General features: G+C 43.2%; 24 protein-coding genes. 4 read left to right on the top strand and 20 right to left on the bottom strand.

The features are described from left to right. Positions 1 to 54 precede the first annotated feature (54 nt). Positions 55 to 435 (bottom strand): hypothetical protein, encoded by a 381-nt coding sequence (locus DXX92_RS01555; RefSeq protein ID WP_245961377.1) that lies wholly within the window; start codon positions 433 to 435, stop codon positions 55 to 57. A 136-nt stretch (positions 436 to 571) separates the two neighbouring features. Here DXX92_RS01555 and DXX92_RS01550 point away from each other — a divergent pair, with 136 nt between their 5' ends. Together DXX92_RS01550 and yiaA are read left to right on the top strand one after the other, a co-directional pair. Further along, positions 572 to 1,330, top strand: coding sequence for a helix-turn-helix domain-containing protein (locus DXX92_RS01550; RefSeq protein ID WP_115998812.1), 759 nt, complete (start codon positions 572 to 574; stop codon positions 1,328 to 1,330). A gap of 190 nt (positions 1,331 to 1,520) precedes the next feature. Then, on the top strand, positions 1,521 to 1,964 hold the full coding sequence (gene yiaA, locus DXX92_RS01545; protein WP_115998811.1) for an inner membrane protein YiaA: 444 nt from the start codon (positions 1,521 to 1,523) through the stop codon (positions 1,962 to 1,964). A gap of 133 nt (positions 1,965 to 2,097) precedes the next feature. On the opposite strand, the gene DXX92_RS01540 is transcribed toward yiaA, so the two are convergent. The 13 genes from DXX92_RS01540 to DXX92_RS01480 all read right to left on the bottom strand — a co-directional run bounded on the left by DXX92_RS01540 (position 2,098) and on the right by DXX92_RS01480 (position 11,057). Next, the gene (locus DXX92_RS01540) at positions 2,098 to 3,228 is read right to left on the bottom strand and encodes an ABC transporter substrate-binding protein (protein ID WP_115998810.1); all 1,131 of its coding nucleotides are present in this window, start codon (positions 3,226 to 3,228) and stop codon (positions 2,098 to 2,100) included. Positions 3,229 to 3,897: 669 nt separating this feature from the next. Continuing rightward, positions 3,898 to 4,146: a 30S ribosomal protein S17 gene (gene rpsQ, locus DXX92_RS01535; protein ID WP_115998809.1), complete on the bottom strand. Its 249-nt coding sequence runs from the start codon at positions 4,144 to 4,146 to the stop codon at positions 3,898 to 3,900. After that, on the bottom strand, positions 4,146 to 4,337 hold the full coding sequence (rpmC, locus tag DXX92_RS01530; RefSeq protein ID WP_115998808.1) for a 50S ribosomal protein L29: 192 nt from the start codon (positions 4,335 to 4,337) through the stop codon (positions 4,146 to 4,148). Before rpmC ends, rpsQ begins: the two co-directional genes overlap by 1 nt. Continuing rightward, positions 4,337 to 4,750 (bottom strand): 50S ribosomal protein L16, encoded by a 414-nt coding sequence (gene rplP, locus DXX92_RS01525; protein WP_115998807.1) that lies wholly within the window; start codon positions 4,748 to 4,750, stop codon positions 4,337 to 4,339. Before rplP ends, rpmC begins: the two co-directional genes overlap by 1 nt. A 10-nt stretch (positions 4,751 to 4,760) precedes the next feature. Then, the gene (gene rpsC, locus DXX92_RS01520) at positions 4,761 to 5,453 is read right to left on the bottom strand and encodes a 30S ribosomal protein S3 (protein WP_115998806.1); all 693 of its coding nucleotides are present in this window, start codon (positions 5,451 to 5,453) and stop codon (positions 4,761 to 4,763) included. 11 nt (positions 5,454 to 5,464) lie between these two features. Beyond that, positions 5,465 to 5,797, bottom strand: a complete 333-nt coding sequence (gene rplV, locus DXX92_RS01515) for a 50S ribosomal protein L22 (RefSeq protein WP_115998805.1) — start codon at positions 5,795 to 5,797, stop codon at positions 5,465 to 5,467. A gap of 11 nt (positions 5,798 to 5,808) precedes the next feature. Next, complete coding sequence (gene rpsS / locus DXX92_RS01510) at positions 5,809 to 6,087, bottom strand: 30S ribosomal protein S19 (protein ID WP_115998804.1); 279 nt, start codon at positions 6,085 to 6,087, stop codon at positions 5,809 to 5,811. A 31-nt stretch (positions 6,088 to 6,118) separates the two neighbouring features. Then, the gene (gene rplB / locus DXX92_RS01505; RefSeq protein ID WP_115998803.1) at positions 6,119 to 6,943 is read right to left on the bottom strand and encodes a 50S ribosomal protein L2; all 825 of its coding nucleotides are present in this window, start codon (positions 6,941 to 6,943) and stop codon (positions 6,119 to 6,121) included. An 11-nt stretch (positions 6,944 to 6,954) separates the two neighbouring features. Beyond that, positions 6,955 to 7,257 carry a 50S ribosomal protein L23 gene (rplW, locus tag DXX92_RS01500; RefSeq protein ID WP_115998802.1) on the bottom strand — a complete coding sequence of 101 codons (303 nt, stop codon included), beginning with the start codon at positions 7,255 to 7,257 and terminating at the stop codon, positions 6,955 to 6,957. After that, complete coding sequence (rplD, locus tag DXX92_RS01495) at positions 7,254 to 7,859, bottom strand: 50S ribosomal protein L4 (RefSeq protein WP_115998801.1); 606 nt, start codon at positions 7,857 to 7,859, stop codon at positions 7,254 to 7,256. Before rplD ends, rplW begins: the two co-directional genes overlap by 4 nt. A gap of 18 nt (positions 7,860 to 7,877) precedes the next feature. After that, positions 7,878 to 8,516, bottom strand: a complete 639-nt coding sequence (rplC, locus tag DXX92_RS01490; protein WP_115998800.1) for a 50S ribosomal protein L3 — start codon at positions 8,514 to 8,516, stop codon at positions 7,878 to 7,880. 14 nt (positions 8,517 to 8,530) lie between these two features. Then, positions 8,531 to 8,842: a 30S ribosomal protein S10 gene (gene rpsJ, locus DXX92_RS01485; RefSeq protein WP_115998799.1), complete on the bottom strand. Its 312-nt coding sequence runs from the start codon at positions 8,840 to 8,842 to the stop codon at positions 8,531 to 8,533. Positions 8,843 to 9,113: 271 nt separating this feature from the next. Then, the gene (locus DXX92_RS01480; RefSeq protein ID WP_115998798.1) at positions 9,114 to 11,057 is read right to left on the bottom strand and encodes a RecQ family ATP-dependent DNA helicase; all 1,944 of its coding nucleotides are present in this window, start codon (positions 11,055 to 11,057) and stop codon (positions 9,114 to 9,116) included. 446 nt (positions 11,058 to 11,503) lie between these two features. Between DXX92_RS01480 and fusA (DXX92_RS01475) the strand changes: the two genes are divergently transcribed. Next, positions 11,504 to 13,588, top strand: coding sequence for an elongation factor G (gene fusA / locus DXX92_RS01475; protein WP_115998797.1), 2,085 nt, complete (start codon positions 11,504 to 11,506; stop codon positions 13,586 to 13,588). 220 nt (positions 13,589 to 13,808) lie between these two features. Continuing rightward, a complete protein-coding gene (locus tag DXX92_RS01470) occupies positions 13,809 to 14,285 on the top strand; it encodes a Crp/Fnr family transcriptional regulator (protein WP_115998796.1) in 477 nt (158 codons plus the stop codon). A gap of 18 nt (positions 14,286 to 14,303) precedes the next feature. Here DXX92_RS01470 and DXX92_RS01465 read toward each other — a convergent pair whose 3' ends face one another. The 6 genes from DXX92_RS01465 to rpoC all read right to left on the bottom strand — a co-directional run bounded on the left by DXX92_RS01465 (position 14,304) and on the right by rpoC (position 25,600). Continuing rightward, positions 14,304 to 15,320, bottom strand: a complete 1,017-nt coding sequence (locus DXX92_RS01465; protein ID WP_115998795.1) for an energy transducer TonB — start codon at positions 15,318 to 15,320, stop codon at positions 14,304 to 14,306. Positions 15,321 to 16,367: 1,047 nt separating this feature from the next. Beyond that, the gene (gene tuf / locus DXX92_RS01460; RefSeq protein WP_115998782.1) at positions 16,368 to 17,552 is read right to left on the bottom strand and encodes an elongation factor Tu; all 1,185 of its coding nucleotides are present in this window, start codon (positions 17,550 to 17,552) and stop codon (positions 16,368 to 16,370) included. Between the two features lie 171 nt (positions 17,553 to 17,723). Beyond that, complete coding sequence (gene fusA / locus DXX92_RS01455) at positions 17,724 to 19,820, bottom strand: elongation factor G (protein WP_115998794.1); 2,097 nt, start codon at positions 19,818 to 19,820, stop codon at positions 17,724 to 17,726. A gap of 198 nt (positions 19,821 to 20,018) precedes the next feature. Beyond that, positions 20,019 to 20,492: a 30S ribosomal protein S7 gene (gene rpsG, locus DXX92_RS01450; RefSeq protein WP_115998793.1), complete on the bottom strand. Its 474-nt coding sequence runs from the start codon at positions 20,490 to 20,492 to the stop codon at positions 20,019 to 20,021. Positions 20,493 to 20,576: 84 nt separating this feature from the next. Continuing rightward, positions 20,577 to 20,951: a 30S ribosomal protein S12 gene (gene rpsL, locus DXX92_RS01445; protein WP_074499547.1), complete on the bottom strand. Its 375-nt coding sequence runs from the start codon at positions 20,949 to 20,951 to the stop codon at positions 20,577 to 20,579. 413 nt (positions 20,952 to 21,364) lie between these two features. Continuing rightward, positions 21,365 to 25,600: a DNA-directed RNA polymerase subunit beta' gene (gene rpoC, locus DXX92_RS01440; RefSeq protein ID WP_115998792.1), complete on the bottom strand. Its 4,236-nt coding sequence runs from the start codon at positions 25,598 to 25,600 to the stop codon at positions 21,365 to 21,367. Positions 25,601 to 25,670: the final 70 nt, after the last annotated feature.

Raw genomic sequence — 25,670 nt, 5'->3', positions numbered from 1 at the left:
TGACGACTGCCTTTCACTACGGTTTCGTTAGGTAGACTCTACTAAACGAAGGCGTTATTGCTTTTTCATTGCTTCAGTGGGAGAACGATCAACGGTGATCGTGATTTCTGTGACTTCTAACTCCACTGGGTGGTGATGTTTGACGCTACGAGCACTGCTAGTTGCCGCGTCTGACATTCCCTCTGCCAGCTCAACACTCGCAACGCCTGCGCTAACCGCTACACTCCCCCCGACGAGCAATGGCACTGCCACTACTGCGCTGGCAACTTGCGCACTGCCAGCCGCACCATGGGAAAGGGCTAAAGCAGAGTGTTTGCTTGCTTTACTACCATGATTAGTTGATGGCTCTGCGAAAGCCGCAGAAGAAGTAACCATAGCGCCAATTAAAAGAGCGCAAGTAGCAAATTTAGGCATTGAGTTGATAAATGTGTTCATCAGTTTTTCCTTAACAGTTGAATTGTTATTTAACTTAGTCAGAGGCGAGCGACCTGTAAATCAAGCTGTTTGATGTATTAATTAAAACAACTTAAAGTATTAAATTCTGATACTTTAGCGTGATACGGGACAAGGAATGAGCCAGATAAAACAAGTAACGGATACACTTAAGCTACTACTCAAGCAGCACAGTATTACCTATCGTCATATTGCTGACGTGCTAGATATGAGCGAGGCAAATATCAAACGCGTATTTGCAAATCACAGTTTTTCACTCGAACGGCTAGAACAAATTTGCAATATCATCAACCTAACCCTGTCAGACCTTTTCGCTCTCTCAGCAAAGCAACAACAAGAAAAAATCACAGAGCTCACCTTTGAACAAGAACAGGAGCTTATCGACAACCCCAAACTCCTTTTAATGGCTGTACTAGTGAGAGACTACTGGAAGTTTGAGGAAATTATTGAGCACTATGATATCGAACTGCATGAAGCCATTCGGTTAATGGTAAAATTGGACAAAATCAAACTGATTCAGCTATTGCCTAATAACAACTACAAGCTGCTTATCGCTCAAGATTTTCGTTGGATTAGTAACGGGCCGTTAGAAAGATTTATGGAAAAAGAGGTGCTTAATCGCTTTATGGCCAGCAAGTTTGATAGTGAAGACAGCTTTCGCTTTTATCTGCGAGGACGATATTCGCAAACGTCGATTGATATTATTCAACGGAAACTAAACCAATTAACCAAAGAAGCTGCCGAACTCAATATCGAAGACAGTAACCTGCCACTCAACAAGCGTAAACATATGGGGATGCTCTTCGCCATGCGCCCATGGGAGCCATCGCTATTTGAACAGTTCAGGAAGCCAAACTCAAACCATGGCATGCCATAATCGCTATAACTTAGCATTTAGCAATGCCCGAGCAGTTCATAAAGGGACTAAGTCTAGCTTATTGCTACTTGCAGTCTTATCAGCCTAGCCTTTGGAAATGCAGATTTACTTTTGTTCACTGGCAACCAATACTCATTGCCGTCAACACACATGGTTTTAGCCAATTAAGAATAAATAAGGAGAAAAGAACATGAACGGAAAACCCACCAAAGCATTTGTTTTAGTATCTATCGCAATGTTAATTTCAGGTATAGCAAGTTTTTGTATCGGCTTACTAAACGCTCAAATGGAACTTAATGAAAAAGGCTACTACTTCGCTATTCTTATTTTTGGCCTGTTTTCCTTCGTCTCGCTACAAAAAACGGTGAGAGATAAATTAGAAGGTCAAACCATTTCAAAACCCTATGTGCTGATGTGCTGGGTAGCGGCAGCCGCCGCAATTGCTCTGCTAACTATAGGTTTAATAAATGCTGACTTACTGCTAAGTGAAAAAGGCTTTTATGCCATGGCTTATTTGCTCAGTGGATTCGCGGCGATTACTGTACAGAAAAATGTTAGGGATAGTATTGCTGTTTCATCACAGGTAGCGACAGCAATTGAACAACAAGAGTCCGCAGAAGAACAATCGATATAGTCTACTGTAAATACTGACATTGCTTTGTTGCAAGGTATACATCACAGCAACTAAGCGATTTTAATCTGACAAATCCAGCAAGGTTTTATAAAACCTTGCTAGTGAAGCGTTATAGATAAACTAACTAATTTATTCAAGCGCAGTTACCTTTGAGCAAAGCATTATCAGTTGATGGCTCTATAGGTAAAGGTAGGTAAGTTTGTGAGATAAATGTTTCTAGGCTAAAAAGTGCAGTTTCGGGATGCCTTTGAGAAAAGCGCGAGAAGTCTATTTTATGTAGGCTATCATTTACAAGGTTTTTCAAAAAGCGACTCATATTCCCTTCTAAACTCGATTGAAAAATGTCGATTACAACATTCATCTCGCAGGGCTGTATATCCTGTTGGTGATAGTCAGATAGCATGGCAAGTGCTTTAGCACCCAAAACGACATGTCCGCCCAATGAAACGTCGAGCGTAGAATTTAGGTTGGTTTCGTCCCAGTTCATTCCACCTACCGTTACAGGATAAGGTAAGTTTGCGTCTTGTACTGCTTCCAATGCACCAAAAGCCATAGGGTCATTAGCCGACCAAATTATATCGACACGGGCGCGTTGAAGAATGCCCTTTACCTTTATATATGCTTCGGCCTTTGACCAATTAGCAACTGGATAATCTATTAACCTGACCTGCTTATGCGCTGATAAGACCTGCTGTAGACCGTGTGCTCTTTCAATAGCCGCGGCAGAAGCAAAGTCTCCTCTCAAGGCAAGCAAATTAATAGAGTCTGAGTTTTTTTCAAGCAAAGAAATCAACTCACTCAATAAATATTCACCTGCTTTCCTGTTATCCGGCACAACACTACCAATGAGAGATTTTTGCTCTGACTCAGATAAGCTCTCACGCTCTTTATTGTTAAATCCATTTAATAGCGCAAAAACGGGAATTTCATGTTTAGCGAATAGTTTAAGTTGCGCGAGCCCGCTGCCCTTTTCATTAACGATAATGGCGTAATCAGGATTGTACTCCAATGCTTCATTCGCTAATGCCTTCATTTGAATATGATTTCTGTTGGCAAAAAGAGTAATTAATTCAACATTCAAATCATCTGCAGCAGCTTGCATGATTTTACTGACATTCGACCAAAAGCGCCCAGTTGCATCTCCTTGAGCATGGCCTGGGTTTATGAATACAACTTTAAAATCTTTTGCAAGATCTTGCGCTGCAGCTACAGGGCTACAAAGTAAGAAGGATATAATTAAGATCCAGGGGGTGTACGTTTTCATGAAAAGAATCGTTTGTAGATCAATCAGTAACACGTTTGCTAATTGTTAACTATAGACCATCTATCTATTGGCTTCTGCTTGTCTCGATTACAGGCTCCATCGAGAGCGCTACATTAGCCACTATGTCTAAGCCCAATTAATATAGTAAAGGCGCTGCAATAGTCACATATGAAAGGCTTATCTTTTCGATAGGTTTTTCATTTTTGACACAGACAATTGACGCTCGAGGGCTCTAATACACTTTACAGCCATCGAAATGCCTAAAAACAAAAGGCCCTGCTGAATTAACAGCAGAGCCTTTTTAATATAACTAAAGTGATTTAGTAGCTCAGCGATTAAGCTTTTTTACTTTAGTGACAATAAGTGTCAACCAAAGTCCAAGACTTAGTCATAGAGCTATTAGGCTGAGCTGCACACTCATAAAATGCCAAAAACAAAAGGCTCCGCTAAATAAATAGCAGAGCCTTTTTAATATAACTAAAGTGATTTAGTAGTTAAGCGACTAAGCTTTTTTACTTTAGCGACGATAAGTGTCAACCAAAGTCCAAGACTTAGTCATAGAGCTATTAGGCTGAGCTGCAGATTCATAAAATGCCAAAAACAAAAGGCTCTGCTGAATTAACAGCAGAGCCTTTTTAGTATAACTAAAGTGATTTAGTAGTTAAGCGATTAAGCTTTTTCTACTACGTCAACCAAAGTCCAAGACTTAGTCTTAGAGATTGGTGCACATTCACGAATAGTTACTACGTCGCCCGCGTTACATACGTTAGCTTCATCGTGTGCTTTCAACTTAGTTGAACGCGTAATGAATTTACCGTAGATAGGGTGTTTTACACGACGCTCAATCAACACTGTGATCGACTTGTCCATCTTGTCGCTAACTACGCGACCTTGTAATGTACGGATTTTATCAGTCATTACGCACCTGCCTTCTCAGTGATGATGGTTTTAACGCGTGCAATGTTGCGACGCACTGTACGTAGCATGTGTGTTTGAGCTAACTGGCCAGTACTTGCTTGCATACGTAAGTTAAATTGCTCACGTAGTAAGTTAAGTAATTCAGCATTAAGCTCTTCAATGCTTTTTTCTTTAAGTTCGTTAGCTTTCATTACATCACCGTTCTAGTTACGAAGGTTGTTTTGAACGGAAGTTTAGCTGCTGCAAGCTCGAAAGCTTCGCGTGCTAATTCCTCTGGAACACCTTCCATTTCATAAAGAACACGACCCGGTAGAATTTGACATACCCAGTATTCTACAGAACCTTTACCTTTACCCATACGAACCTCAAGAGGCTTCTTGGTAATTGGCTTGTCTGGGAATACACGGATCCAGATTTTACCTTGACGCTTAACGTGACGTGTCATTGCACGACGAGCTGCTTCGATTTGACGAGCTGTCATACGACCACGCTCAACAGATTTCAAACCGTAAGTACCGAAGCTAACTGTGCTACCAGTGTGTGCAAGACCACGGTTACGCAGTTTCATTTGCTTACGGAATTTAGTACGTTTTGGTTGTAACATTACTTAACTCCTACTTGCTCTTGCGGTTGTTGCGCTTCTTAGGCTTAGCTGGTGCTTCAACCTGTGCAGGCATACCACCGATAACTTCACCTTTGAAGATCCACACTTTGATACCGATAGTACCGTAAGTAGTTTCACCACGTGCAGTTGCGTAATCGATATCAGCACGTAAAGTGTGTAATGGTACACGACCTTCACGGTACCACTCTGAACGAGCGATGTCCGCGCCGCCTAAACGACCACTAACTTCAACTTTGATACCTTTAGCACCTAAACGCATAGCGTTCTGTACGGCACGCTTCATCGCGCGACGGAACATAACACGACGCTCTAGTTGGCTAGCAATGCTATCAGCAACTAGTTGTGCATCCATCTCTGGCTTACGTACTTCAGCAATGTTGATTTGCGCAGGTACACCAGCGATTTTAGATACGTGTAAACGTAACTTTTCTACGTCTTCACCTTTCTTACCGATAACAACACCCGGACGAGCCGTGTGAATAGTTACGCGGATAGACTTAGCTGGACGCTCGATTACGATTTTTGATAACGAAGCACGCTTTAACTTTTCAGTTAAGTATTGACGTACTAAGTGATCGCCATGAATGTTATCTGCAAACTCTTTAGTGCTTGCAAACCATGTAGACGCGAAAGGCTTTGTGATACCTAAGCGAATACCGGTAGGATGTACTTTTTGACCCATACTAATATCTCCTAGCTATCAGCAACAATCACAGTAATGTGACTAGTACGCTTAAGGATACGATCCGCGCGACCTTTCGCACGTGGCTTGATACGTTTCATCGTAGGACCATCGTCAACCATAATAGTTTTAACGAATAATTCATCGATGTCTGCACCTTCGTTGTGCTCTGCATTAGCGATCGCTGAGTTTAGAACTTTCTTAACTAAAACAGCAGCTGATTTGTTGCTGTATTCTAAGATTTCTAACGCTTTTTCAACGTGAAGACCACGGATTTGGTCTACCACTAAACGTGCTTTTTGCGCAGAACCGCGGGCAAATTTATGTTTAGCAATTGCTTCCATTTAACTTCCCCTTACTTCTTCTTCGCTTTCTTGTCCGCAGCGTGACCGCGGTAAGTGCGAGTTGGTGCAAATTCACCTAATTTGTGACCGATCATTTCATCAGTTACAAATACAGGTACGTGTTGACGGCCATTATGGACAGCAATGGTCAATCCGATCATGTTTGGGATGATCATTGAACGACGAGACCAAGTCTTAATAGGTTTCTTGTTCCCGCTTTCCAGAGCTTTCTCTACCTTCGTCAACAAGTGTAGGTCAATAAATGGACCTTTCTTGAGAGAACGTGGCATGGTATTTCCTCTTATTTAATAACTAGTACTATTACTTAGTACGACGACGTACGATGAACTTATCAGTACGCTTGTTCTTACGAGTCTTGTAACCCTTAGTAGGTACACCCCAAGGAGATACTGGGTGACGACCACCTGAAGTACGACCTTCACCACCACCGTGCGGGTGATCAACCGGGTTCATCGCCACACCACGTACGGTAGGACGAACACCACGCCAGCGCGAAGCACCAGCTTTACCAAGAGAACGTAACATGTGTTCTGCGTTACCGATTTCACCTAAAGTTGCACGACATTCCGCTTCAACTTTACGCATTTCGCCTGAACGAAGACGTAGAGTTACGTAAGCGCCGTCTTTAGCAACTAACTGTGCATAAGTACCAGCAGCACGCGCGATTTGAGCACCTTTACCAGGCTTCAATTCGATTGCGTGGATTACACTACCTAGCGGCATGTTGCGAAGTGGCAACGTATTACCTGCTTTGATAGGTGCATCTACACCAGACTGGATTGAATCGCCAGCTTGAACACCTTTAGGTGCTAAGATGTAACGACGCTCACCGTCTGCGTATAATACTAAAGCGATGTTTGCGCTGCGGTTTGGATCATATTCCAAACGCTCAACTTTTGCAGGGATACCGTCTTTAGTACGTTTAAAGTCAATTACGCGATAGTGATGCTTGTGACCACCACCAACGTGACGAACTGTAATACGACCAGTATTGTTACGACCGCCAGACTTAGAGTTTTTCTCTAAAAGTGGTGCGTAAGGCTTACCTTTGTACAAGTCCGGGTTAACCACTTTAACGACGTGGCGACGACCCGGAGAAGTTGGTTTACATTTAACTACAGCCATTTGTACTTCTCCTATGCTTCTGCGCCAACGAAGTCGATGTCGCTACCTTCAGCAAGAGTAACGTACGCTTTTTTCCAGTCGCTACGACGACCAAAACGAGCACCTGTACGCTTTGTTTTACCCTTAACATTTAGAGTACGAACACCATCAACTTTTACTTCGAAAAGTTGCTCAACAGCGGCTTTGATTTCAGCTTTTGTAGCAGTAGTAGCAACTTTGAAAACAACTGTGTTGTTTGCTTCAGCAGCCATTGTTGCTTTTTCAGAAATGTTTGGTGCCAATAGCACTTTCAACAAACGTTCTTCGCTTATCATGCTAACATCTCCTCAATTTGCTTAACCGCACCAGCAGTCATTAATACTTTTTCGAAACCAACTAAAGAAACTGGGTCGATGCCTTGAACGTCACGAACGTCAACTTTGTATAAGTTGCGAGCAGATAAGAATAAGTTCTCGTCTACTTCAGGTGTAACGATTAATACATCTTTAAGTTCTAAACCTTTAAGCTTAGCAACTAATTCTTTAGTTTTAGGTGTATCTACTGCGAAGTCGTTAACAACCACTAAACGGTCTTGACGAACTAACTCAGAAAGGATGCTTTGGATCGCACCACGATACATCTTACGGTTTACTTTTTGGCTGTGGTCTTGAGGACGCGCAGCGAAAGTTACGCCACCAGTTCTCCAGATTGGACCACGAGTTGTACCAGCACGTGCACGGCCAGTACCTTTTTGACGCCATGGCTTTTTACCACCGCCGCTAACTTCAGAACGGTTCTTTTGCTTAACAGTACCTTGACGAGCACCTGCTGCGTAAGCAACAACTACTTGGTGTACTAAAGCTTCGTTGAATTCACGACCGAACGTTGCTTCTGAAACTTCAACAGCGCCTGACGCGTCTTTTAATGCTAATTCCATCAAAATTCTCCTCAGACGTTAGGCTTTAACAGCTGGCTTGATGATTACGTCAGCGTTTACGTGACCCGGAACTGCACCTTTAATAAGAAGCAAGTTACGTTCAGCATCTACGCGAACTAACTCAAGGTTTTGCGTAGTAACTTTCGCAGCACCCATGTGACCAGACATTTTTTTGCCTTTAAATACGCGACCTGGTGTTTGACATTGACCGATTGAACCGTTTGAACGGTGAGACAATGAGTTACCGTGTGACATATCTTGAGTACGGAAATTCCAACGTTTGATACCGCCTTGGAAACCTTTACCCTTTGAAGTGCCTGTCACGTCTACTAATTTAGTATCGTTGAATAGCTCAACAGTGATTTCGCTACCAGTTGCTAATTCTGCACCTTCGCCTTCCGCTAAACGGAATTCCCATAAACCACGACCTGCTTCGATACCTGCTTTCGCAAAGTGACCAGCTGCTGGCTTGTTTACACGGTTAGCTTTTTTAGCACCAGTAGTAACTTGAATCGCTGAGTAACCATCGTTGTCTACAGTTTTTACCTGAGCAACACGGTTAGCTTCAACTTCTAGGACAGTTACTGGAGTTGAAACGCCATCTTCAGAGAAGATGCGAGTCATACCAACTTTACGTCCAACTAGACCTATAGTCATGTTAAAACCCCCTATTAACCCAAGCTAATTTGAACGTCGACACCAGCTGCTAAGTCTAAACGCATTAATGCATCAACAGTCTTTTCAGTTGGTTCTACGATATCAATTAAACGCTTGTGAGTACGAATCTCGTACTGGTCACGCGCATCTTTGTTAACGTGTGGAGAAATCAAAACAGTGAAACGCTCTTTGCGCGTTGGTAATGGAATAGGACCACGAACCTGTGCACCAGTGCGTTTAGCAGTGTCAACGATCTCTGCTGTAGATTGATCAATCAAACGATGATCGAACGCTTTCAAACGAATGCGAATTCTTTGATTTGACATTTATCAAATCCCCTAATAAAAGAACGAACAAAGTACAGCCCATCGCCTTCATAGTGATTGAAGGGGGGTGTACCGATTATTTCATTCGACTCCCAATCGGAGTCGCTGTATAGCAAGAATTACTTGGCTTTGCTTAAAGGCAATGGCTAAGTAACCTTTACATCTCACGTAGGCATTCGCCAACGTGGACGCGCATTATACTTAAACTGCTTAAAAGTGCAACACTTAATTTAAATGGTGGTTTCAAGCGAGCTATTAAGTTCACGTAGCATCATGCGCTAAGTAAATGATTCAATTTTTGTTTAACCTCGGCATAAGGCAATTGCTGACATAAGCCAAAACCACTCAACGATTTCACTTTATGGCGACCGAAGATCGGCACTGTCATGCCAGCAAGGAATCGACTTATCGTGGTGATTGAAATAGGTTGCTCAACTTTAGGGGATAAATGCGCTACCAATTCACTAGCGGCAGCTTTAATTACGTCATCTTCTGGCCACACGCTTTGCGCAGATAGTGCAAGGTTGGCCACCTGACCTCGACAGACACTGCAATGGCCACAATGCTCAGGCGCTTGGTTATCATCAAAATAATTGGCGAGTTGCGCGGTTAAACAATCAGCAGAATTAAAAAACGCCACTAATCGACTTAAACGCGCGATCTCTTTGCTTTCATTACTGGCAAAGTAATCTGCTAGGTACTCAGCTAACCCTTCATTAGTAAGCGCTTGCTGATTCACTCGATAAACATCGGTTACTTGTTTGGTTTCGATTGCGATTAACCCTTTATCGGCTAAGTATTCAAGTGCAGTTAATATACGTTTGCGATCGCTACCGCTATGGTGGCTGATGGCATCAAAATCTGGCTGATACCAAACTTTCTTACCCGCGGAATAATCGAAAATAGTTTGTAGAAACTGTTGTCGCTCGCCCTCAAACATGGCAACAATCTCTTGCGCCGTGCTAACAAACTTAAACTTTACTTCGGCAAAGTAGCTATAGCTGGATTGCAGTGCACCCGCCAACTCAAGTTGCACTAACAAAGTTTTTAGTGGTAACTGCTTAATATTGCTGGCCGTCGATAAGCGATGTAATTGCAGGGACCAATTACCATGTTCCTGCTCTTCGCGAATATCATTAAGTACATGTTCGATACCAGTTTGCTCTGGCGTGTCACCATAAACGAAGTTTTCCAAAACGGTTAAGCCATCAAGATTCGCTAACACAATACAATTGCTTGGCTGACCATCGCGCCCCGCACGACCAATTTCCTGGCTATAGTTTTCAATCGATTTGGGCAGGTCATAATGAATCACAAAGCGAATATCACTTTTATCTACCCCCATACCAAAGGCAATGGTGGCCACAACCACTTGAACTTCCCCTGCCATAAACCGTTGCTGAATATCACTGCGCACTTCATTATCTAACCCCGCATGGTAGGCTTTTGCATTTATACCTTGCTGTAAAAGAAAACTCGCCACCTGTTCGGCAGATTGTTGCAAGGTGACATAAACCACACCACAGCTGTTTCGTTGCTGTTGAGAAACCACCTGTAATAACTGCGCCTGCTTTTGCTCTTCTAAACAAGCAACCACTGATAAATCCAAGTTTTGCCGATAAAAACCTGTCTGCACGATATGCTCTGATGCGATGGCAAAGCGCTCTGCCATATCTTGCTTAACTTGTTTAGTCGCGGTTGCAGTTAATAGTAGCGTTAATGGAATATTAAGCTCTTTGGCGTAGCTAGGCAGTTTGAGATAGTCCGGTCGAAAGTTATGCCCCCACTCTGACACACAATGCGCTTCATCAACGGCGAGCATAGAAATAGATAAGCGATTAATCAGTTGCCGAAAGCGTTCATTCTTGAATCGCTCAACGGAAACCATCAATATTTTGATTTCGCCGTTATTAAGCCCCTGCACTACTCGCTGGTACTCCTCGTAGCTTAATGTTGAATCAATACTGGCAGCATTAATACCTTTACTGCGCAAAAATGCTAATTGGTCTTTCATTAAGGCTAGTAAAGGTGAGACTACTAAGGTTAAGTGCGGTAAATGCAGCGCAGCTAATTGATAGCACAAGGACTTACCCGAGCCGGTTGGAAATATCGCCAATGAAGAATTGCCAGCCAAAAGTTGCTGAATGACTTGCTCTTGCCCTGCCCTAAATTGGTCAAAGCCGAAATACTGTTGTAGTGACGGGGTTAAATTCATCACAAGTTCCTTTTGCTATTGTTATGCGCAATTGTTTTGCAGCGCTTAAACGCGACGTTCATATTTTGCTCAGTTAATACTTGTGCCATTGAGCTTATATCATTCCGGATTTTATCATTCCAGATATGGTTAGAGTGCATTGGTGATGAGATCATCTGATCAACCATACCTATAATAGGCAGATACTCTAGGGTTAGTGCTGAACCACAGTGTTCTCCGTTTTACCCAGCCCATAGCATTCATAGTTAGCTGATTACTATAGCATTAGCTGAAACGTGGTTAGCACTTATTTACCTGCAAGAATCCGCTAAATTGATACAGTTCAGCGGTGAAACGATTAATTTCAACTTTTTCTATGTTGGTTTTCGTTAAGTTCTGGTATACTCGCGCGGTTTTTAATCACTAACCCCTAATTGATTTTAATTAGGTACAAGCAGAGCAAGAAAATGGCAGATTTATCAAAATACAGAAATATTGGTATTTTCGCTCACGTTGATGCTGGTAAAACCACAACAACTGAACGAATTTTGAAACTTACAGGTATGATCCACAAGATCGGTGAAGTTCACGATGGTGAATCTACTACTGACTTCATGGAGCAAGAAGCTGAGCGTGGTATTACTATCCAGTCTGCTGCTGTAACTTGTGAGTGGAAAAAGCACCGTTTTAACGTAATCGACACCCCGGGTCACGTTGACTTCACTGTTGAAGTTTACCGTTCTCTTAAAGTTCTTGATGGTGGTATTGGTGTATTCTGTGGTTCTGGTGGTGTTGAGCCGCAATCAGAAACTAACTGGCGTTACGCGAACGAGTCAAAAGTTGCTCGTTTGATCTTCGTTAACAAGTTAGACCGTTTAGGTGCAAACTTCTTCCGCGTTAAAGACCAAGTGAAAAACGTACTTGGCGCAAACCCACTAGTTATGACTTTACCAATTGGTGAAGAAGATAACTTCGTTGGTGTTGTTGACGTATTAAGCCAAAAAGCTTATGTATGGGATGACTCAGGTCAACCAGAAAACTACGAAGTTCAAGACATTCCTGCAGACATGGTAGACCAAGCTGCTGAGTACCGTGAAATGTTAATCGAAACTGCACTAGAAGCAGACGATGACTTATTAATGGAATACATGGAAGGTGTTGAGCCGACTGAAGAGCAAATCAAAGCTTGTATCCGTAAAGGTACTAACGAACTATTGTTCTTCCCTACATACTGTGGTTCTGCATTCAAGAACAAAGGTATGCAACTTCTTCTTGACGCTGTTGTTGACTACTTACCGTCGCCAACTGAAGTTCCACCACAGCCACTAACTGACGAAGAAGGTGAGCCTACTGGTGAATTCGCACTAGTTGACGCTGAAGAGCCGTTCCGTGCATTAGCATTCAAAATTATGGATGACCGTTTCGGTGCACTTACGTTCGTACGTATTTACTCTGGTCGTCTTAAGAAAGGTGACACAGTACTTAACTCATTCACAGGTAAAACTGAGCGTATCGGCCGTATGGTAGAGATGCAAGCGGAAGACCGTACCGAGCTTACTGAAGCACAAGCGGGTGACATTCTTGCAATCGTAGGTATGAAGAACGTTCAAACTGGTCACACATTATGTGACGTGAAACAACCTTGTACTCTTGAAGCGATGGTATTCCCAGAGCCAGTAATCTCAATCGCTGTTTCTCCAAAAGAGAAAGGTGGTGCTGAGAAGATGGGTATCGCGATCGGTAAGATGGTTGCTGAAGATCCAACGTTCCAAGTTGAAACTGACGAAGACTCAGGTGAAACCATCCTTAAAGGTATGGGTGAACTTCACTTAGACATCAAAGTAGACATCCTTAAGCGTACTTACGGTGTTGAATTAGAAGTTGGTAAGCCACAAGTAGCGTACCGTGAAACTATCACGCAAGCGATTGAAGATTCTTACACACATAAGAAACAATCTGGTGGTTCTGGTCAGTTCGGTAAGATCGACTACCGCATCAAGCCAGGCGAGCCAAACACTGGCTTCAAGTTCACTTCAACAGTTGTTGGTGGTAACGTTCCTAAAGAATTCTTCCCTGCGATCGAAAAAGGTTTCGCAAGCATGATGGAAGAAGGTCCAGTTGCTGGCTTCCCAGTGCTTGACGTTGAAGTTGAACTATACGACGGTGGCTACCACGCAGTTGACTCGTCAGCAGTAGCTTTCGAAATCGCAGCAAAAGGTGCATTCCGTCAATCAATGCCTAAAGCTGGTGCTCAATTACTAGAGCCAGTGATGAAAGTTGACGTGTTCACGCCAGAAGACAACGTTGGTGACGTAATCGGTGACCTTAACCGTCGTCGTGGTATGATCAAAGACCAAGAAGCTGGTACTACTGGCGTTCGCATTAAAGCAGACGTGCCATTATCAGAAATGTTTGGTTACATCGGTCACTTACGTACAATCACTTCAGGTCGTGGTCAATTCTCAATGGAATTCAGCCACTACTCAGCTGCTCCAAACAACGTAGCAGAAGAAGTTATTGCTGAAGTTAAGGCACGTAAAGAAGCTAAGTAATTTAGTTTTTTAAAGTGTTTCGAAAAAGCCTCGCTAATGCGGGGCTTTTTTATATCTGTTTTTCAACTACACAATGAAAGCCAGAAATTTCAATTAGCGCTGCTTCTGGCAATGTTATCTATTTTGGAATAGTAAAATTACACTCACTAATTAGCATAGCCATTGACTAATCAATTTAGCTCGGCAAAATAAGCTGCTAGTGATGTAATGGTTTAACGCTATGTTACCGCTTAATAAAATTTCCAAACTAAAACTACTTGAGATAATTGGTCGCATAAATTTCTTTAAGGGCTTTACCATAGCGCAGCGTGAGTTACTGCTCCAAAAAAGTAAAGTCTATAACTGTAAGCCAAATCAATTTGTGCAATCTGAGTTAGATCACAACAGTCATTTCTATATCGTGCTATCCGGTGAAGTAGAAATACTTAAACAAGGAGGCTCTCAAGCGCTTGGTGTTATCAAAGCAGGTCAGTTTATAGGTGAAGGTAGCTTTATTAAGAAAAGGCCTAAAAGTGCTACTGCTAAAGCCTTAAACGAAGTTATTGTGCTTTGTATGGATCAAGACACCTTGCATGGCCTGCCACATGCTTTGAAGGACAAATTTAAAGATGCCGTTATTGAAGGAATGGCAGAGCGAATTGTATACCTTAGCGGACAAATCCAAGATTTTCATCACAAGTACTCCCCTGAAAGCTGATCGCACTTAGCGATCACCCTAATCCAATATCTCGCCTAACTTAATATGCACAGCCCCGCTTTCAACTATAGTTAGCTCGGTGTCTTCCGTTGCTCGGACAAGCAAGCGACAATCAATTGCTGTTGAAGGAATTAATAGCATTTCTGTTATGGAAACATTTTCGACATGGTTTTTACAGCGAAGTTGAGCTTCCACATTATCACTAACTGTTTCTAGTTGAACTTCTCGCCTGGTGATAGCGTGATAAGCAGGAGACTCTTCACTGATAGAATAGCGCTTGGTTATTTCCTTGTGCTGCTCGATACTCTGCTGCACGCTATCATAATAAGACTGGTAAACCTGAGCAGATATCTCAATTCCTGATAAGGTTTTAAAGGAGTTAGCGACTTCCAGTGCAAGCCGATGATCTTGCTTGTAAAGTGCATAATCGAATAAGTTTTTTGTTGCCGTGTAAGCCGAGTGATTATCTAAGAAGTCTTTTAGCATCCAAGCATCAAACACGTGCTCGCCATAGCGAGGCCAATCCTTTGCCTGTGCATAAACAAAACTACTAATAAATGCGTAAAATGCTTGTTCAGTTAAGTTCTTCGTAGCTTGCTTTACGTTGTTCAACTCATGTTCTGCCTTAACGTCATTGTCTTTGACTAATGACTTAGTTTTCTCATATGACTGAGCAAAGCGAGGTGATATTCCATCGTTAGAGCCACTACTTAGCGCTTTGTCATAACGCCATAGTAGTCTTTGCTCACTATTGATAGGCTTATCATAAATTCTCGCTGGCTGGTAAGTTAGGTTTTTAAGCCATTGCTTTGCCACCCCCGAAATATCTCTAAAGTCACTTTTGTCTATAAGGACTATGTCAGTTGCTTTGCCTTCTTTATTGATAACAAAACTTATGTAAGCATACGATTCTACTCGAGACGCAAAGCTATCTTCACGATACTTTTTATTGGCATTATCCAATAACTTGGCAGGGATAAAGACTTGCGAGGAGCAAGCAAAAGACAAGAACAATAAACAAAGAATATAGCGCATTAATCATCATCCATGAGTAAAAGGTGCGACAAGCAAAACAATAGCTTACTTTACAGGTATCCTAACACCAGATAAAAACTAGTTAAAATCAGTTATTATTCTTCAAGCCTAGGCGATTGAGCCAATATTGGTATTATTCCAACACTAGAACCTGCGTGTTTCAAGATTACGCCCTAATAATTGGCGTACACCTTTACAATCCCAAACGCAAAAGGCTGCTCTTACGACCTTTTCCGTTATATATTCTAGAGTCTATCGATATTAGTTGATGCATGTCTTAAATATAGCGATACAACGCCAGCACTTAGCATCAGCGTATTATTCCAGCCGCTTTAAATAGCACCACAATTTGCTAAACCCCAGACGCAAAAAAGGCCGCTTTCGCGACCTTTCTCAACGTGTATTCTCGAGTCTATCGATATTGGTTTATGCATGTCTCAGGTGCAGCGATACAACGCCAGCACCTAAATTGCCTGCTTTGGGTTCACCAAAAAATTTGCTAAACCCCAAACGCAAAAAAGGCCGCTCGCGCGACCTTTCTCAACGTGTATTCTCGAGTCTATCGATATTAGTCGATGCATCTCTTAGGTGTAGCGATACAACGCCAGCACCTAGCATCAGCGTATTATTTCAGCCGCTTTAAATAGCACCACAATTTGCTAAACCCTAAACGTAAAAAAGGCCGCTTTCGCAACCTTCTCAGCGTGTATTCTAGCACCTATCGAGTTTAGTCGATGCTTCTCTTAGGTATAGCGATATAACGCCAGCACCTAGCATCAGCGAATCCTTTCAGCCGCTTTAAATAACACCACAATTTACTAAACCCTAAACGCAAAAAAGGCCGCTTGCGCGACCTTCTCAACGTGTATTCTAGACTCTATCGAGTTTAGTCGATGCTTCCCTTAGGTATAGCGATACAACACCAGCACCTAGCATCAGCGTATTATTTCAGCCGCTTTAAATAGCACCACAATTTGCTAAACCCCAGGGCGCAAAAAAGGCCGCTTGCGCGACCTTCTTCGTTGTGTATTCTAGAATCTATCGATATTAGTCGATGATTTTAGATACAACACCAGCACCTACTGTGCGGCCACCTTCACGGATTGCGAAGCGTAAACCTTCGTCCATCGCGATTGGGTTGATTAGCTCAACAACAAACTTCAAGTTGTCGCCAGGCATTACCATTTCTACACCTTCTGGAAGCTCTACAGCACCAGTGATGTCAGTTGTACGGAAGTAGAACTGTGGACGGTAGCCTTTGAAGAATGGCGTGTGACGGCCACCTTCGTCTTTAGTAAGTACGTAAACTTCAGACTCGAACTTAGTGTGTGGAGTGATTGAACCAGGCTTAGCTAGTACTTGACCACGTTGTACTTCGTCACGCTTAGTACCACGAAGAAGAACACCACAGTTCTCACCCGCACGACCTTCGTCAAGAAGCTTACGGAACATTTCAACACCAGTACAAGTAGTAGTTGTAGTTTCTTTGATACCTACGATTTCTACGTCGTCACCTACTGTGATGATACCACGCTCAACACGACCTGTTACTACAGTACCACGACCTTGGATTGAGAATACGTCTTCGATTGGTAAGATGAAGTCACCGTCGATTGCACGCTCTGGCTCTGGAATGTAAGTGTCTAACTGGTTAGCAAGCTCAAGGATTTTCTCTTCCCATTGTGCTTCACCGTTAAGTGCGCCTAATGCAGAACCTTGGATTACTGGTAAGTCGTCACCTGGGAAGTCGTATTCTGAAAGAAGTTCACGAACTTCCATCTCTACAAGCTCAAGTAGCTCTTCGTCGTCTACCATGTCACACTTGTTTAAGAATACGATAATGTAAGGTACACCTACTTGGCGAGAAAGAAGGATGTGCTCACGAGTTTGTGGCATAGGACCATCAGTCGCAGCACATACTAAGATTGCGCCGTCCATTTGAGCAGCACCAGTGATCATGTTTTTAACATAATCGGCGTGACCTGGACAGTCTACGTGTGCGTAGTGACGTGTTTCTGTATCGTACTCGATGTGAGAAGTATTGATTGTAATACCACGCTCACGCTCTTCTGGAGCGTTATCGATTTGAGCGAAATCACGAACTTCACCACCGTGAGTTTTTGTTAATACTGCAGAGATAGCAGCTGTTAAAGTAGTTTTACCGTGGTCAACGTGGCCGATAGTACCAACGTTTACGTGCGGTTTCGAACGTTCAAATTTTTCTTTAGCCATTTTACATGTACCTTAAAGATTACCAATTAAATTTAATTTTTAGCACTTAGCGACTGTTGACCACTGAGCAGCAAGGCACTGATTGTAGAGAATGCGAATTCTCTTGTCAAAGCAATGCCAGTGCCTTGTGCACCACCACTAAAGTGCGAGAAAGTTCACCTTTAAAAAAGGCTAGCCCCCTCGGGATTCAATAACTGAGTCAGCTACTGCTTTTGGAGCCTCTGCATACTTAGAAAACTCCATAGAATAAGAGGCGCGACCTTGTGTTGCACTACGTAAATCAGTTGCGTAGCCAAACATCTCTGCCAATGGCACAAGCGCGTTAACGAGCTTCATACCAGCAGGGCCTTCGTCCATCCCATCGATCATGCCGCGACGACGGTTTAAATCGCCTACCACATCACCCATGTTCTCTTCTGGCGTTGTCACTTCTACTTTCATCATTGGCTCTAGTAGTGCAGGATTGGCTTCCATTGCACCTTTCTTAAAGCCCATAGACGCAGCGATTTTAAACGCCATTTCGTTAGAGTCAACGTCGTGGAATGAACCATCGTATAACGTGACTTTAACGCCAAGCAGCGGGTAACCGGCTAATACGCCAGATTCCATCTGCTCTTTACAACCTTTTTCAACTGCTGGGATGTATTCTTTTGGAACCACACCACCAACAATCTCATTAACGAATTCGAAACCATCGCCTTCGATTGGTTCCATTTTCAACCAAACATGACCGAATTGACCACGGCCACCTGATTGACGAACAAATTTACCTTCCGCTTCAACCGTTGAACGAATGCTTTCACGGTAGGCAACTTGTGGCTTACCAACGTTACAGTCAACTTTGAATTCACGCATCATGCGGTCGACAATGATATCTAAGTGTAGCTCACCCATACCAGAAATGATGGTTTGGCCTGACTCTTCATCTGTCTCTACGCGGAATGATGGATCTTCTGCCGCTAGCTTGCCTAACGCGATACCCATTTTCTCTTGGTCTGCTTTTGTTTTTGGCTCTACAGCAACGGAGATCACCGGCTCTGGGAATTCCATACGCTCTAACGTGATAATATTGTTATTATCACAAAGCGTGTCACCGGTAGTCACATCTTTTAAGCCAATTGCAGCTGCAATATCGCCAGCGCGAACTTCTTTAATTTCTTGACGGTCGTTTGAGTGCATTTGCACAATACGACCAAAGCGCTCTTTCTTGCCTTTGACTGGGTTGTAAACACTGTCGCCAGTTTGAACAACACCTGAGTAGGTGCGGAAGAACGTTAACGTACCCACAAATGGGTCAGTGGCGATTTTAAATGCCAATGCAGCAAATGGCGCATTGTCATCAGCTTCTCGAACACCTTCAGACTCGTCTTCGTTAATACCTTTAATCGCTTCAACTTCTGTTGGTGCTGGTAAGTACTCAATTACGGCATCAAGTACCGCTTGGACGCCTTTGTTCTTAAAGGCTGAGCCACAAGCACATAATACGATTTCGTTAGCAAGTGTACGTTGGCGAAGACCAGCTTTGATTTCTTCCTCTGACAGATCACCTTCTTCTAGGTATTTCTCCATCAAGTCATCGTTTGCTTCAGCCGCTTCTGACACTAGGTTTTCACGCCATTCTTCAGCTAAGTCTTGCATATCTGCTGGAATGTCTTCATAAGTGAAGGTCATGCCTTGATCGGCTTCATTCCAGTTAATCGCTTTCATTTTCACTAGGTCAACAACCCCTGTGAAATCTTCCTCGCTACCAATCGCTAACTGCATAGGTACCGCATTAGCGCCTAAGCGGTTCTTAATTTGGTCAACAACATTTAGGAAGTTTGCGCCCATACGGTCCATCTTGTTGACGAATACCATACGTGGCACAGCGTATTTTTCCATTTGGCGCCAAACCGTTTCGGTTTGTGGTTGTACACCTGAAGACGCACATAGTACTAGTACTGCACCATCAAGCACACGTAATGAACGCTCTACTTCGATAGTGAAATCAACGTGACCCGGAGTATCAATGATGTTTACGCGGTGATCTTCAAATTGCGCGTCCATACCTTTCCAGAAACAAGTGGTTGCAGCTGAAGTAATCGTAATACCACGCTCTTGCTCTTGTTCCATCCAGTCCATGGTTGCGGCACCATCGTGCACTTCACCGATTTTGTGAGATAGACCCGTGTAGAAAAGTACACGTTCTGTTGTTGTTGTTTTACCTGCGTCAACGTGAGCACAAATACCGATATTACGGTAACGCTCAATAGGTGTTGTACGAGCCACTTATGTATCCTCTGTGCTAGGGCAACCTTTGAACGATTACTGAATATCGCTAACTTGTTGCCTTAAACTAACTTTAAAAAGTACTCAATGCAGATAAACACTTTTGAAAATTAGTCGCCTGTAAAGACGCCAGTAACTCCCTATCGGAAGTATAGAAAAGCGTAGTGACAATAAGATGTCACTACGCTTGCCTTTATATTACCAACGGTAATGTGCGAACGCTTTGTTCGCTTCGGCCATACGGTGAACGTCTTCACGTTTCTTAACCGCTGAACCTTTGTTCTCAGCTGCATCTAACATTTCGTTAGCTAGACGCTGAGCCATTGATTTTTCACCACGTTTACGAGCTGCTTCAACTAACCAACGCATGGCTAGTGCGTTACGACGTACTGGACGAACTTCAACTGGAACTTGGTAAGTAGAACCACCAACACGACGAGACTTAACTTCAACCGCTGGGCGGATGTTTTCTAGCGCTTCTTCGAAAAGGTCTAGGTGTTCTTTCTCGTTGTTTTTTTCCGCTAAGATGTCTAGTGCACCATAAACGATTTTTTCTGCAACAGCTTTTTTACCATCAACCATAAGGATGTTGATGAATTTTGCTAATAATTCGTTACCGAACTTCGGGTCTGGCAATATTTTACGTTGCCCTACGACGCGTCTTCTTGGCATTTTAAATTCTCCGATATAGCTTCAGGATATTCCCAAAACAATTAAAAATTAAAAGTTAGTTTGGCCTTACTTGACGGAGAACCGTTAAGATTTAGGGCGCTTAGCACCGTACTTAGAACGGCCTTGTCTACGATCGTTAACACCTGAACAGTCAAGTGCGCCACGAACAGTGTGATAGCGAACACCAGGTAAGTCTTTAACACGACCACCACGGATTAAGATAACGCTATGCTCTTGTAAGTTGTGACCTTCACCACCGATGTAAGAAGTAACTTCGTAACCGTTAGTTAAACGTACACGAGCTACTTTACGTAGTGCTGAGTTAGGTTTTTTAGGTGTAGTAGTATATACACGAGTACATACACCACGACGCTGTGGACAAGCTTGTAACGCAGGTACGTTACTTTTTTGTACTTGTCTGACACGTGGTTTACGTACCAATTGGTTAATAGTTGCCATTATAGCTCCTGATTAAGTTAAAACATGTGCGAACATCAGTAGTACCTACCAACTTCACACCCTCTTAAACGTGTAAAAATCAAACCTTTTAAAAACTACGCAACTAGGCACAGATTAAAAGGTCGCAGAATTCTAATGGTCAAGCTTTGAACTGTCAAGCAAAAAGCGATTAAGGATCCTTTTTGAGGATATTTAAGGATCTTTGGGGAAACGAATGGTGAATTAAGGGTGATAGACGGTGCTTGAATTAGTTGCGACTTAGCAATATCGAGCATTTATTTATTCAGGCGAGAAAGCCTATTTGAAATACTTGTAATACTTAAATTACCAAGCTGTGGTACAAAAGAGATATTCACATATAAAAAAGGCCGCTCAGTTGAGCGGCCTTTTCAGTCATCATTCAGTGCTATGGTTTATAACACTGGATCGTTTTGATCGTTTGACTCAGCGTCTAAGTCAGCATTTAGTGCGTCACTTAGTGCTTGTGCTGCTTCGTCAGCTGATACTGTTACTTCTTCTTCCATCGCCGCGTTACGCTTGCGCATACGGTCTTGGTGGTAAGCGTAACCTGTACCTGCTGGGATTAAGCGACCAACGATAACGTTCTCTTTCAGACCACGTAAACCGTCTTTCTTACCTGCTACAGCAGCTTCAGTAAGTACACGCGTTGTCTCTTGGAACGATGCCGCTGAGATAAATGATTCAGTTGCAAGTGATGCTTTAGTAATACCCATCATTTGCATCTCGTATTCAGCTGGTTGCTTGCCTGCGGCTTCAAGTTCACGGTTTGCGATGTTAACGCGTGCCACTTCAACTTGTTCGCCTTTCAGGAATTCTGAATCACCACCATCAACGATTTCACACTTACGGATCATCTGACGAACGATAACTTCGATGTGCTTATCATTGATTTTTACACCTTGTAGACGGTAAACGTCTTGAACTTCGTTCACGATGTAGTTAGCAACATCAGCTACGCCACGTAGACGTAAGATATCATGCGGCGACTCTGGACCATCGGCAATAACTTCACCTTTCTGTACAGATTCACCTTCGAACACGTTAAGTTGACGCCACTTAGGAATCATCTCTTCGTATACCGTACCATCAGGCTGCGTGATCAATAGACGACGTTTACCTTTCGTTTCTTTACCGAAACCAATGATACCCGTCTTCTCAGCAAGAATTGCAGGCTCTTTCGGCTTACGCGCTTCGAACAAGTCAGCAACTCGCGGTAGACCACCGGTAATATCACGAGTCTTAGAAGACTCTTGTGGAATACGTGCTAATGCGTCACCGATACCAACTTCTGCACCATCTTCTAGGTTAACGATTGCGTTACCTGGTAAGAAGTATTGTGCTGGAATATCAGTACCCGCGATCATCACATCGTTACCTGCAGCATCAACTAGCTTAACCATTGGGCGCATTTCTTTACCCGCAGAGCTACGTTGGTTTGGATCAGTAACAACAGTGCTAGATAGACCCGTTAACTCATCCGTTTGACGCGTCATTGTTAAACCTTCGATTAGGTCAACAAATTTGATCTTACCTGCTACCTCAGTGATGATTGGATGCGTATGTGGATCCCAGTTTGCTACTGTTTCACCTGCCTCAATCGCTTCACCGTCTTTCTTCGCTAGTACTGCACCGTAAGGCACTTTATAACGCTCTTTCTCACGACCTAACTCGTCAATAACTGTCAGCTCAGAAGAACGTGAAGTAATAACTACGTGACCTTCAGAGTTGTTAACGAACTTAGCATTTTGCAGTTTAAGCGTACCAGTGTTCTTCACTTGTACAGAGTTTTCTGCCGACGCTCGTGATGCCGCACCACCAATGTGGAACGTACGCATGGTTAGCTGTGTACCTGGCTCACCGATTGACTGTGCTGCAACAACACCAACTGCTTCACCTTGGTTAATCATATGACCACGTGCTAGGTCACGACCGTAACAGTGGGCACAAATACCAAAGTCAGTCGCACACGTAATAATTGAGCGTACTTTAACTTGGTCAACTGAGTGCTCTTCTAACACGTCACATAATTTTTCATCAATTAGTGTGTTACGTGGTAGTAATACATCTTCAGTACCTGGAATTAAGACATCTTCACAAACAACACGACCTAGTACACGCTCACGTAATGGTTCAACAACGTCACCACCTTCGATTAGCGGTGTCATGGTTAGACCTTCGTGTGTGCCACAGTCATGCTCAGTTACAACTAAATCTTGTGCAACATCTACTAGACGACGGGTTAAGTAACCAGAGTTCGCTGTCTTAAGTGCGGTATCGGCAAGACCTTTACGAGCACCGTGAGTTGAGATGAAGTACTGAAGTACGTTTAGACCTTCACGGAAGTTCGCAGTGATTGGCGTTTCGATGATTGAACCATCTGGTTTTGCCATTAGACCACGCATACCCGCTAGCTGACGGATCTGAGCGGCACTACCACGAGCACCCGAGTCAGCCATCATGAAGATAGAGTTGAATGAGTCTTGCTCTTCCATCTCACCGTCACGGTTTTCAACGCTTTCTTTCGATAAGTTGTCCATCATTGCTTTCGAAACTTTTTCGTTAGCTGATGACCAGATATCGATTACTTTGTTGTATTTCTCACCCGCAGTTACAAGACCTTGGTCGAACTGCTCTTGGATTTCAGCAACTTCTTCTTCCGCACCGTCGATGATAGTGTACTTCTCATCTGGGATAACCATGTCGTCGATACCAACGGACGCACCCGCGATCATCGCGTAGTGGAAACCTGTGTACATGATGTGGTCAGCAAAGATAACTGTCTCTTTCAGACCTAAGTTACGGTATGCATGGTTAATTAAGCGTGAAATTGGCTTTTTACCTAAAGGCTGGTCGATTAGCTCGAACGGTAAACCTTCAGGACAAATTTGCCATAAAATAGTACGACCAACTGTGGTGTCTTTTAACGTAGTTTGGGCAACTAACTCACCCGCTTCGTTGCGAACGTGTTCAGTGATACGCACTTTAACGCGAGCGTGAAGCTCAGCAACACCTGTGCGGTACGCTTTTTCTGCTTCGGCAGCTGAAGCGAATACCATACCTTCACCTAAACCGTTAACACGGTCACGCGTTAGGTAGTAAAGACCTAATACAACGTCCTGAGAAGGAACGATGATTGGGTCACCATTCGCTGGTGATAATACGTTGTTCGTTGACATCATTAACGCACGCGCTTCTAATTGCGCTTCTAACGTTAACGGTACGTGAACCGCCATTTGGTCACCATCGAAGTCAGCGTTATATGCCGCACAAACTAATGGGTGTAAATGGATTGCCTTACCTTCGATAAGTACTGGTTCGAACGCTTGGATACCCAATCTGTGAAGTGTTGGTGCACGGTTAAGCATTACTGGATGTTCACGAATTACTTCGTCTAATACATCCCATACTTCTGCGCCTTCGCGCTCTACTAATTTCTTAGCCGCTTTAATCGTTGTTGCTAAACCACGTGCTTCTAACTTGCCGTAGATAAATGGCTTGAATAGCTCAAGTGCCATTTTCTTAGGAAGACCACATTGGTGTAAACGTAACGTTGGACCTACAGTGATTACAGAACGACCTGAGTAGTCAACACGCTTACCAAGAAGGTTTTGACGGAAACGACCTTGCTTACCTTTGATCATGTCAGCAAGTGATTTCAATGGACGTTTGTTAGAACCTGTGATTGCACGACCACGACGACCGTTATCTAATAAAGCATCAACAGACTCTTGCAGCATACGCTTCTCGTTACGTACGATGATGTCAGGTGCTACTAGATCAAGAAGACGCTTCAAACGGTTGTTACGGTTGATAACACGACGGTAAAGGTCGTTCAAATCAGATGTTGCGAAACGGCCGCCGTCTAGTGGCACTAGTGGACGTAAATCTGGCGGAAGAATTGGCAGAACAGACATGATCATCCACTCTGGCTTGTTGCCAGACTGAGCGAATGCTTCCATTAACTTCAAGCGTTTAGTGATTTTCTTACGCTTAGTTTCTGAACCGATCTCAGGTAACTCTTCACGCATTTGTGAAATTTCACCTTCCAAATCGATTTGTTGAAGAAGCGCTAATACCGCTTCTGCACCCATTTTCGCGTCGAACTCGTCACCGTGCTCTTCTAGTGCGTCTAGGTACTCTTCTTCTGTTAAGATTTGGCTCTTTTCAAGCGTTGTCATACCAGGTTCTGTTACTACGTATGATTCGAAGTAAAGAACACGCTCGATGTCACGTAGTGTCATGTCTAAAAGAAGACCGATACGTGATGGTAATGATTTTAAGAACCAGATATGCGCTACTGGGCTTGCTAGTTCGATGTGACCCATACGCTCACGACGAACTTTTGTTAATGTAACTTCAACGCCACATTTTTCACAAATTACACCGCGATGCTTAAGGCGCTTGTACTTACCACAAAGACATTCGTAATCTTTTACTGGGCCGAAAATACGGGCACAGAATAAACCGTCACGCTCTGGCTTGAACGTACGGTAGTTAATTGTTTCAGGCTTTTTTACTTCACCGAATGACCAAGAACGGATCAAGTCTGGTGATGCCAATCCGATGCGAATACCATCGAATTCTTCAGTTTGATTTTGTTGCTTAAGAAACTTAAGTAAATCTTTCACACTCTATCTCCTGTCGGAGTTAACCTTTTTAGAGGGGAATAACTCCCCTCCTCGTATGCTAACGGTAATG

It is taken from the genome of Thalassotalea euphylliae (assembly GCF_003390395.1).
GTDB lineage: Bacteria > Pseudomonadota > Gammaproteobacteria > Enterobacterales > Alteromonadaceae > Thalassotalea_F > Thalassotalea_F euphylliae_C.
The sequence above is the reverse complement of the archived record's forward strand: the minus strand, read 5'-3'. Positions and strand labels throughout refer to the sequence as shown.

Coding starts and splice junctions, on each gene's coding strand:
- DXX92_RS01555 (WP_245961377.1), bottom strand. CDS start 435: ATGAACACATTTATCAACTCAATGCCTAAATTTGCTACTTGCGCTCTT.
- DXX92_RS01550 (WP_115998812.1), top strand. CDS start 572: ATGAGCCAGATAAAACAAGTAACGGATACACTTAAGCTACTACTCAAG.
- yiaA (WP_115998811.1), top strand. CDS start 1,521: ATGAACGGAAAACCCACCAAAGCATTTGTTTTAGTATCTATCGCAATG.
- DXX92_RS01540 (WP_115998810.1), bottom strand. CDS start 3,228: ATGAAAACGTACACCCCCTGGATCTTAATTATATCCTTCTTACTTTGT.
- rpsQ (WP_115998809.1), bottom strand. CDS start 4,146: ATGACTGATAAAATCCGTACATTACAAGGTCGCGTAGTTAGCGACAAG.
- rpmC (WP_115998808.1), bottom strand. CDS start 4,337: ATGAAAGCTAACGAACTTAAAGAAAAAAGCATTGAAGAGCTTAATGCT.
- rplP (WP_115998807.1), bottom strand. CDS start 4,750: ATGTTACAACCAAAACGTACTAAATTCCGTAAGCAAATGAAACTGCGT.
- rpsC (WP_115998806.1), bottom strand. CDS start 5,453: ATGGGTCAAAAAGTACATCCTACCGGTATTCGCTTAGGTATCACAAAG.
- rplV (WP_115998805.1), bottom strand. CDS start 5,797: ATGGAAGCAATTGCTAAACATAAATTTGCCCGCGGTTCTGCGCAAAAA.
- rpsS (WP_115998804.1), bottom strand. CDS start 6,087: ATGCCACGTTCTCTCAAGAAAGGTCCATTTATTGACCTACACTTGTTG.
- rplB (WP_115998803.1), bottom strand. CDS start 6,943: ATGGCTGTAGTTAAATGTAAACCAACTTCTCCGGGTCGTCGCCACGTC.
- rplW (WP_115998802.1), bottom strand. CDS start 7,257: ATGATAAGCGAAGAACGTTTGTTGAAAGTGCTATTGGCACCAAACATT.
- rplD (WP_115998801.1), bottom strand. CDS start 7,859: ATGGAATTAGCATTAAAAGACGCGTCAGGCGCTGTTGAAGTTTCAGAA.
- rplC (WP_115998800.1), bottom strand. CDS start 8,516: ATGACTATAGGTCTAGTTGGACGTAAAGTTGGTATGACTCGCATCTTC.
- rpsJ (WP_115998799.1), bottom strand. CDS start 8,842: ATGTCAAATCAAAGAATTCGCATTCGTTTGAAAGCGTTCGATCATCGT.
- DXX92_RS01480 (WP_115998798.1), bottom strand. CDS start 11,057: ATGAATTTAACCCCGTCACTACAACAGTATTTCGGCTTTGACCAATTT.
- fusA (WP_115998797.1), top strand. CDS start 11,504: ATGGCAGATTTATCAAAATACAGAAATATTGGTATTTTCGCTCACGTT.
- DXX92_RS01470 (WP_115998796.1), top strand. CDS start 13,809: ATGTTACCGCTTAATAAAATTTCCAAACTAAAACTACTTGAGATAATT.
- DXX92_RS01465 (WP_115998795.1), bottom strand. CDS start 15,320: ATGCGCTATATTCTTTGTTTATTGTTCTTGTCTTTTGCTTGCTCCTCG.
- tuf (WP_115998782.1), bottom strand. CDS start 17,552: ATGGCTAAAGAAAAATTTGAACGTTCGAAACCGCACGTAAACGTTGGT.
- rpsG (WP_115998793.1), bottom strand. CDS start 20,492: ATGCCAAGAAGACGCGTCGTAGGGCAACGTAAAATATTGCCAGACCCG.
- rpsL (WP_074499547.1), bottom strand. CDS start 20,951: ATGGCAACTATTAACCAATTGGTACGTAAACCACGTGTCAGACAAGTA.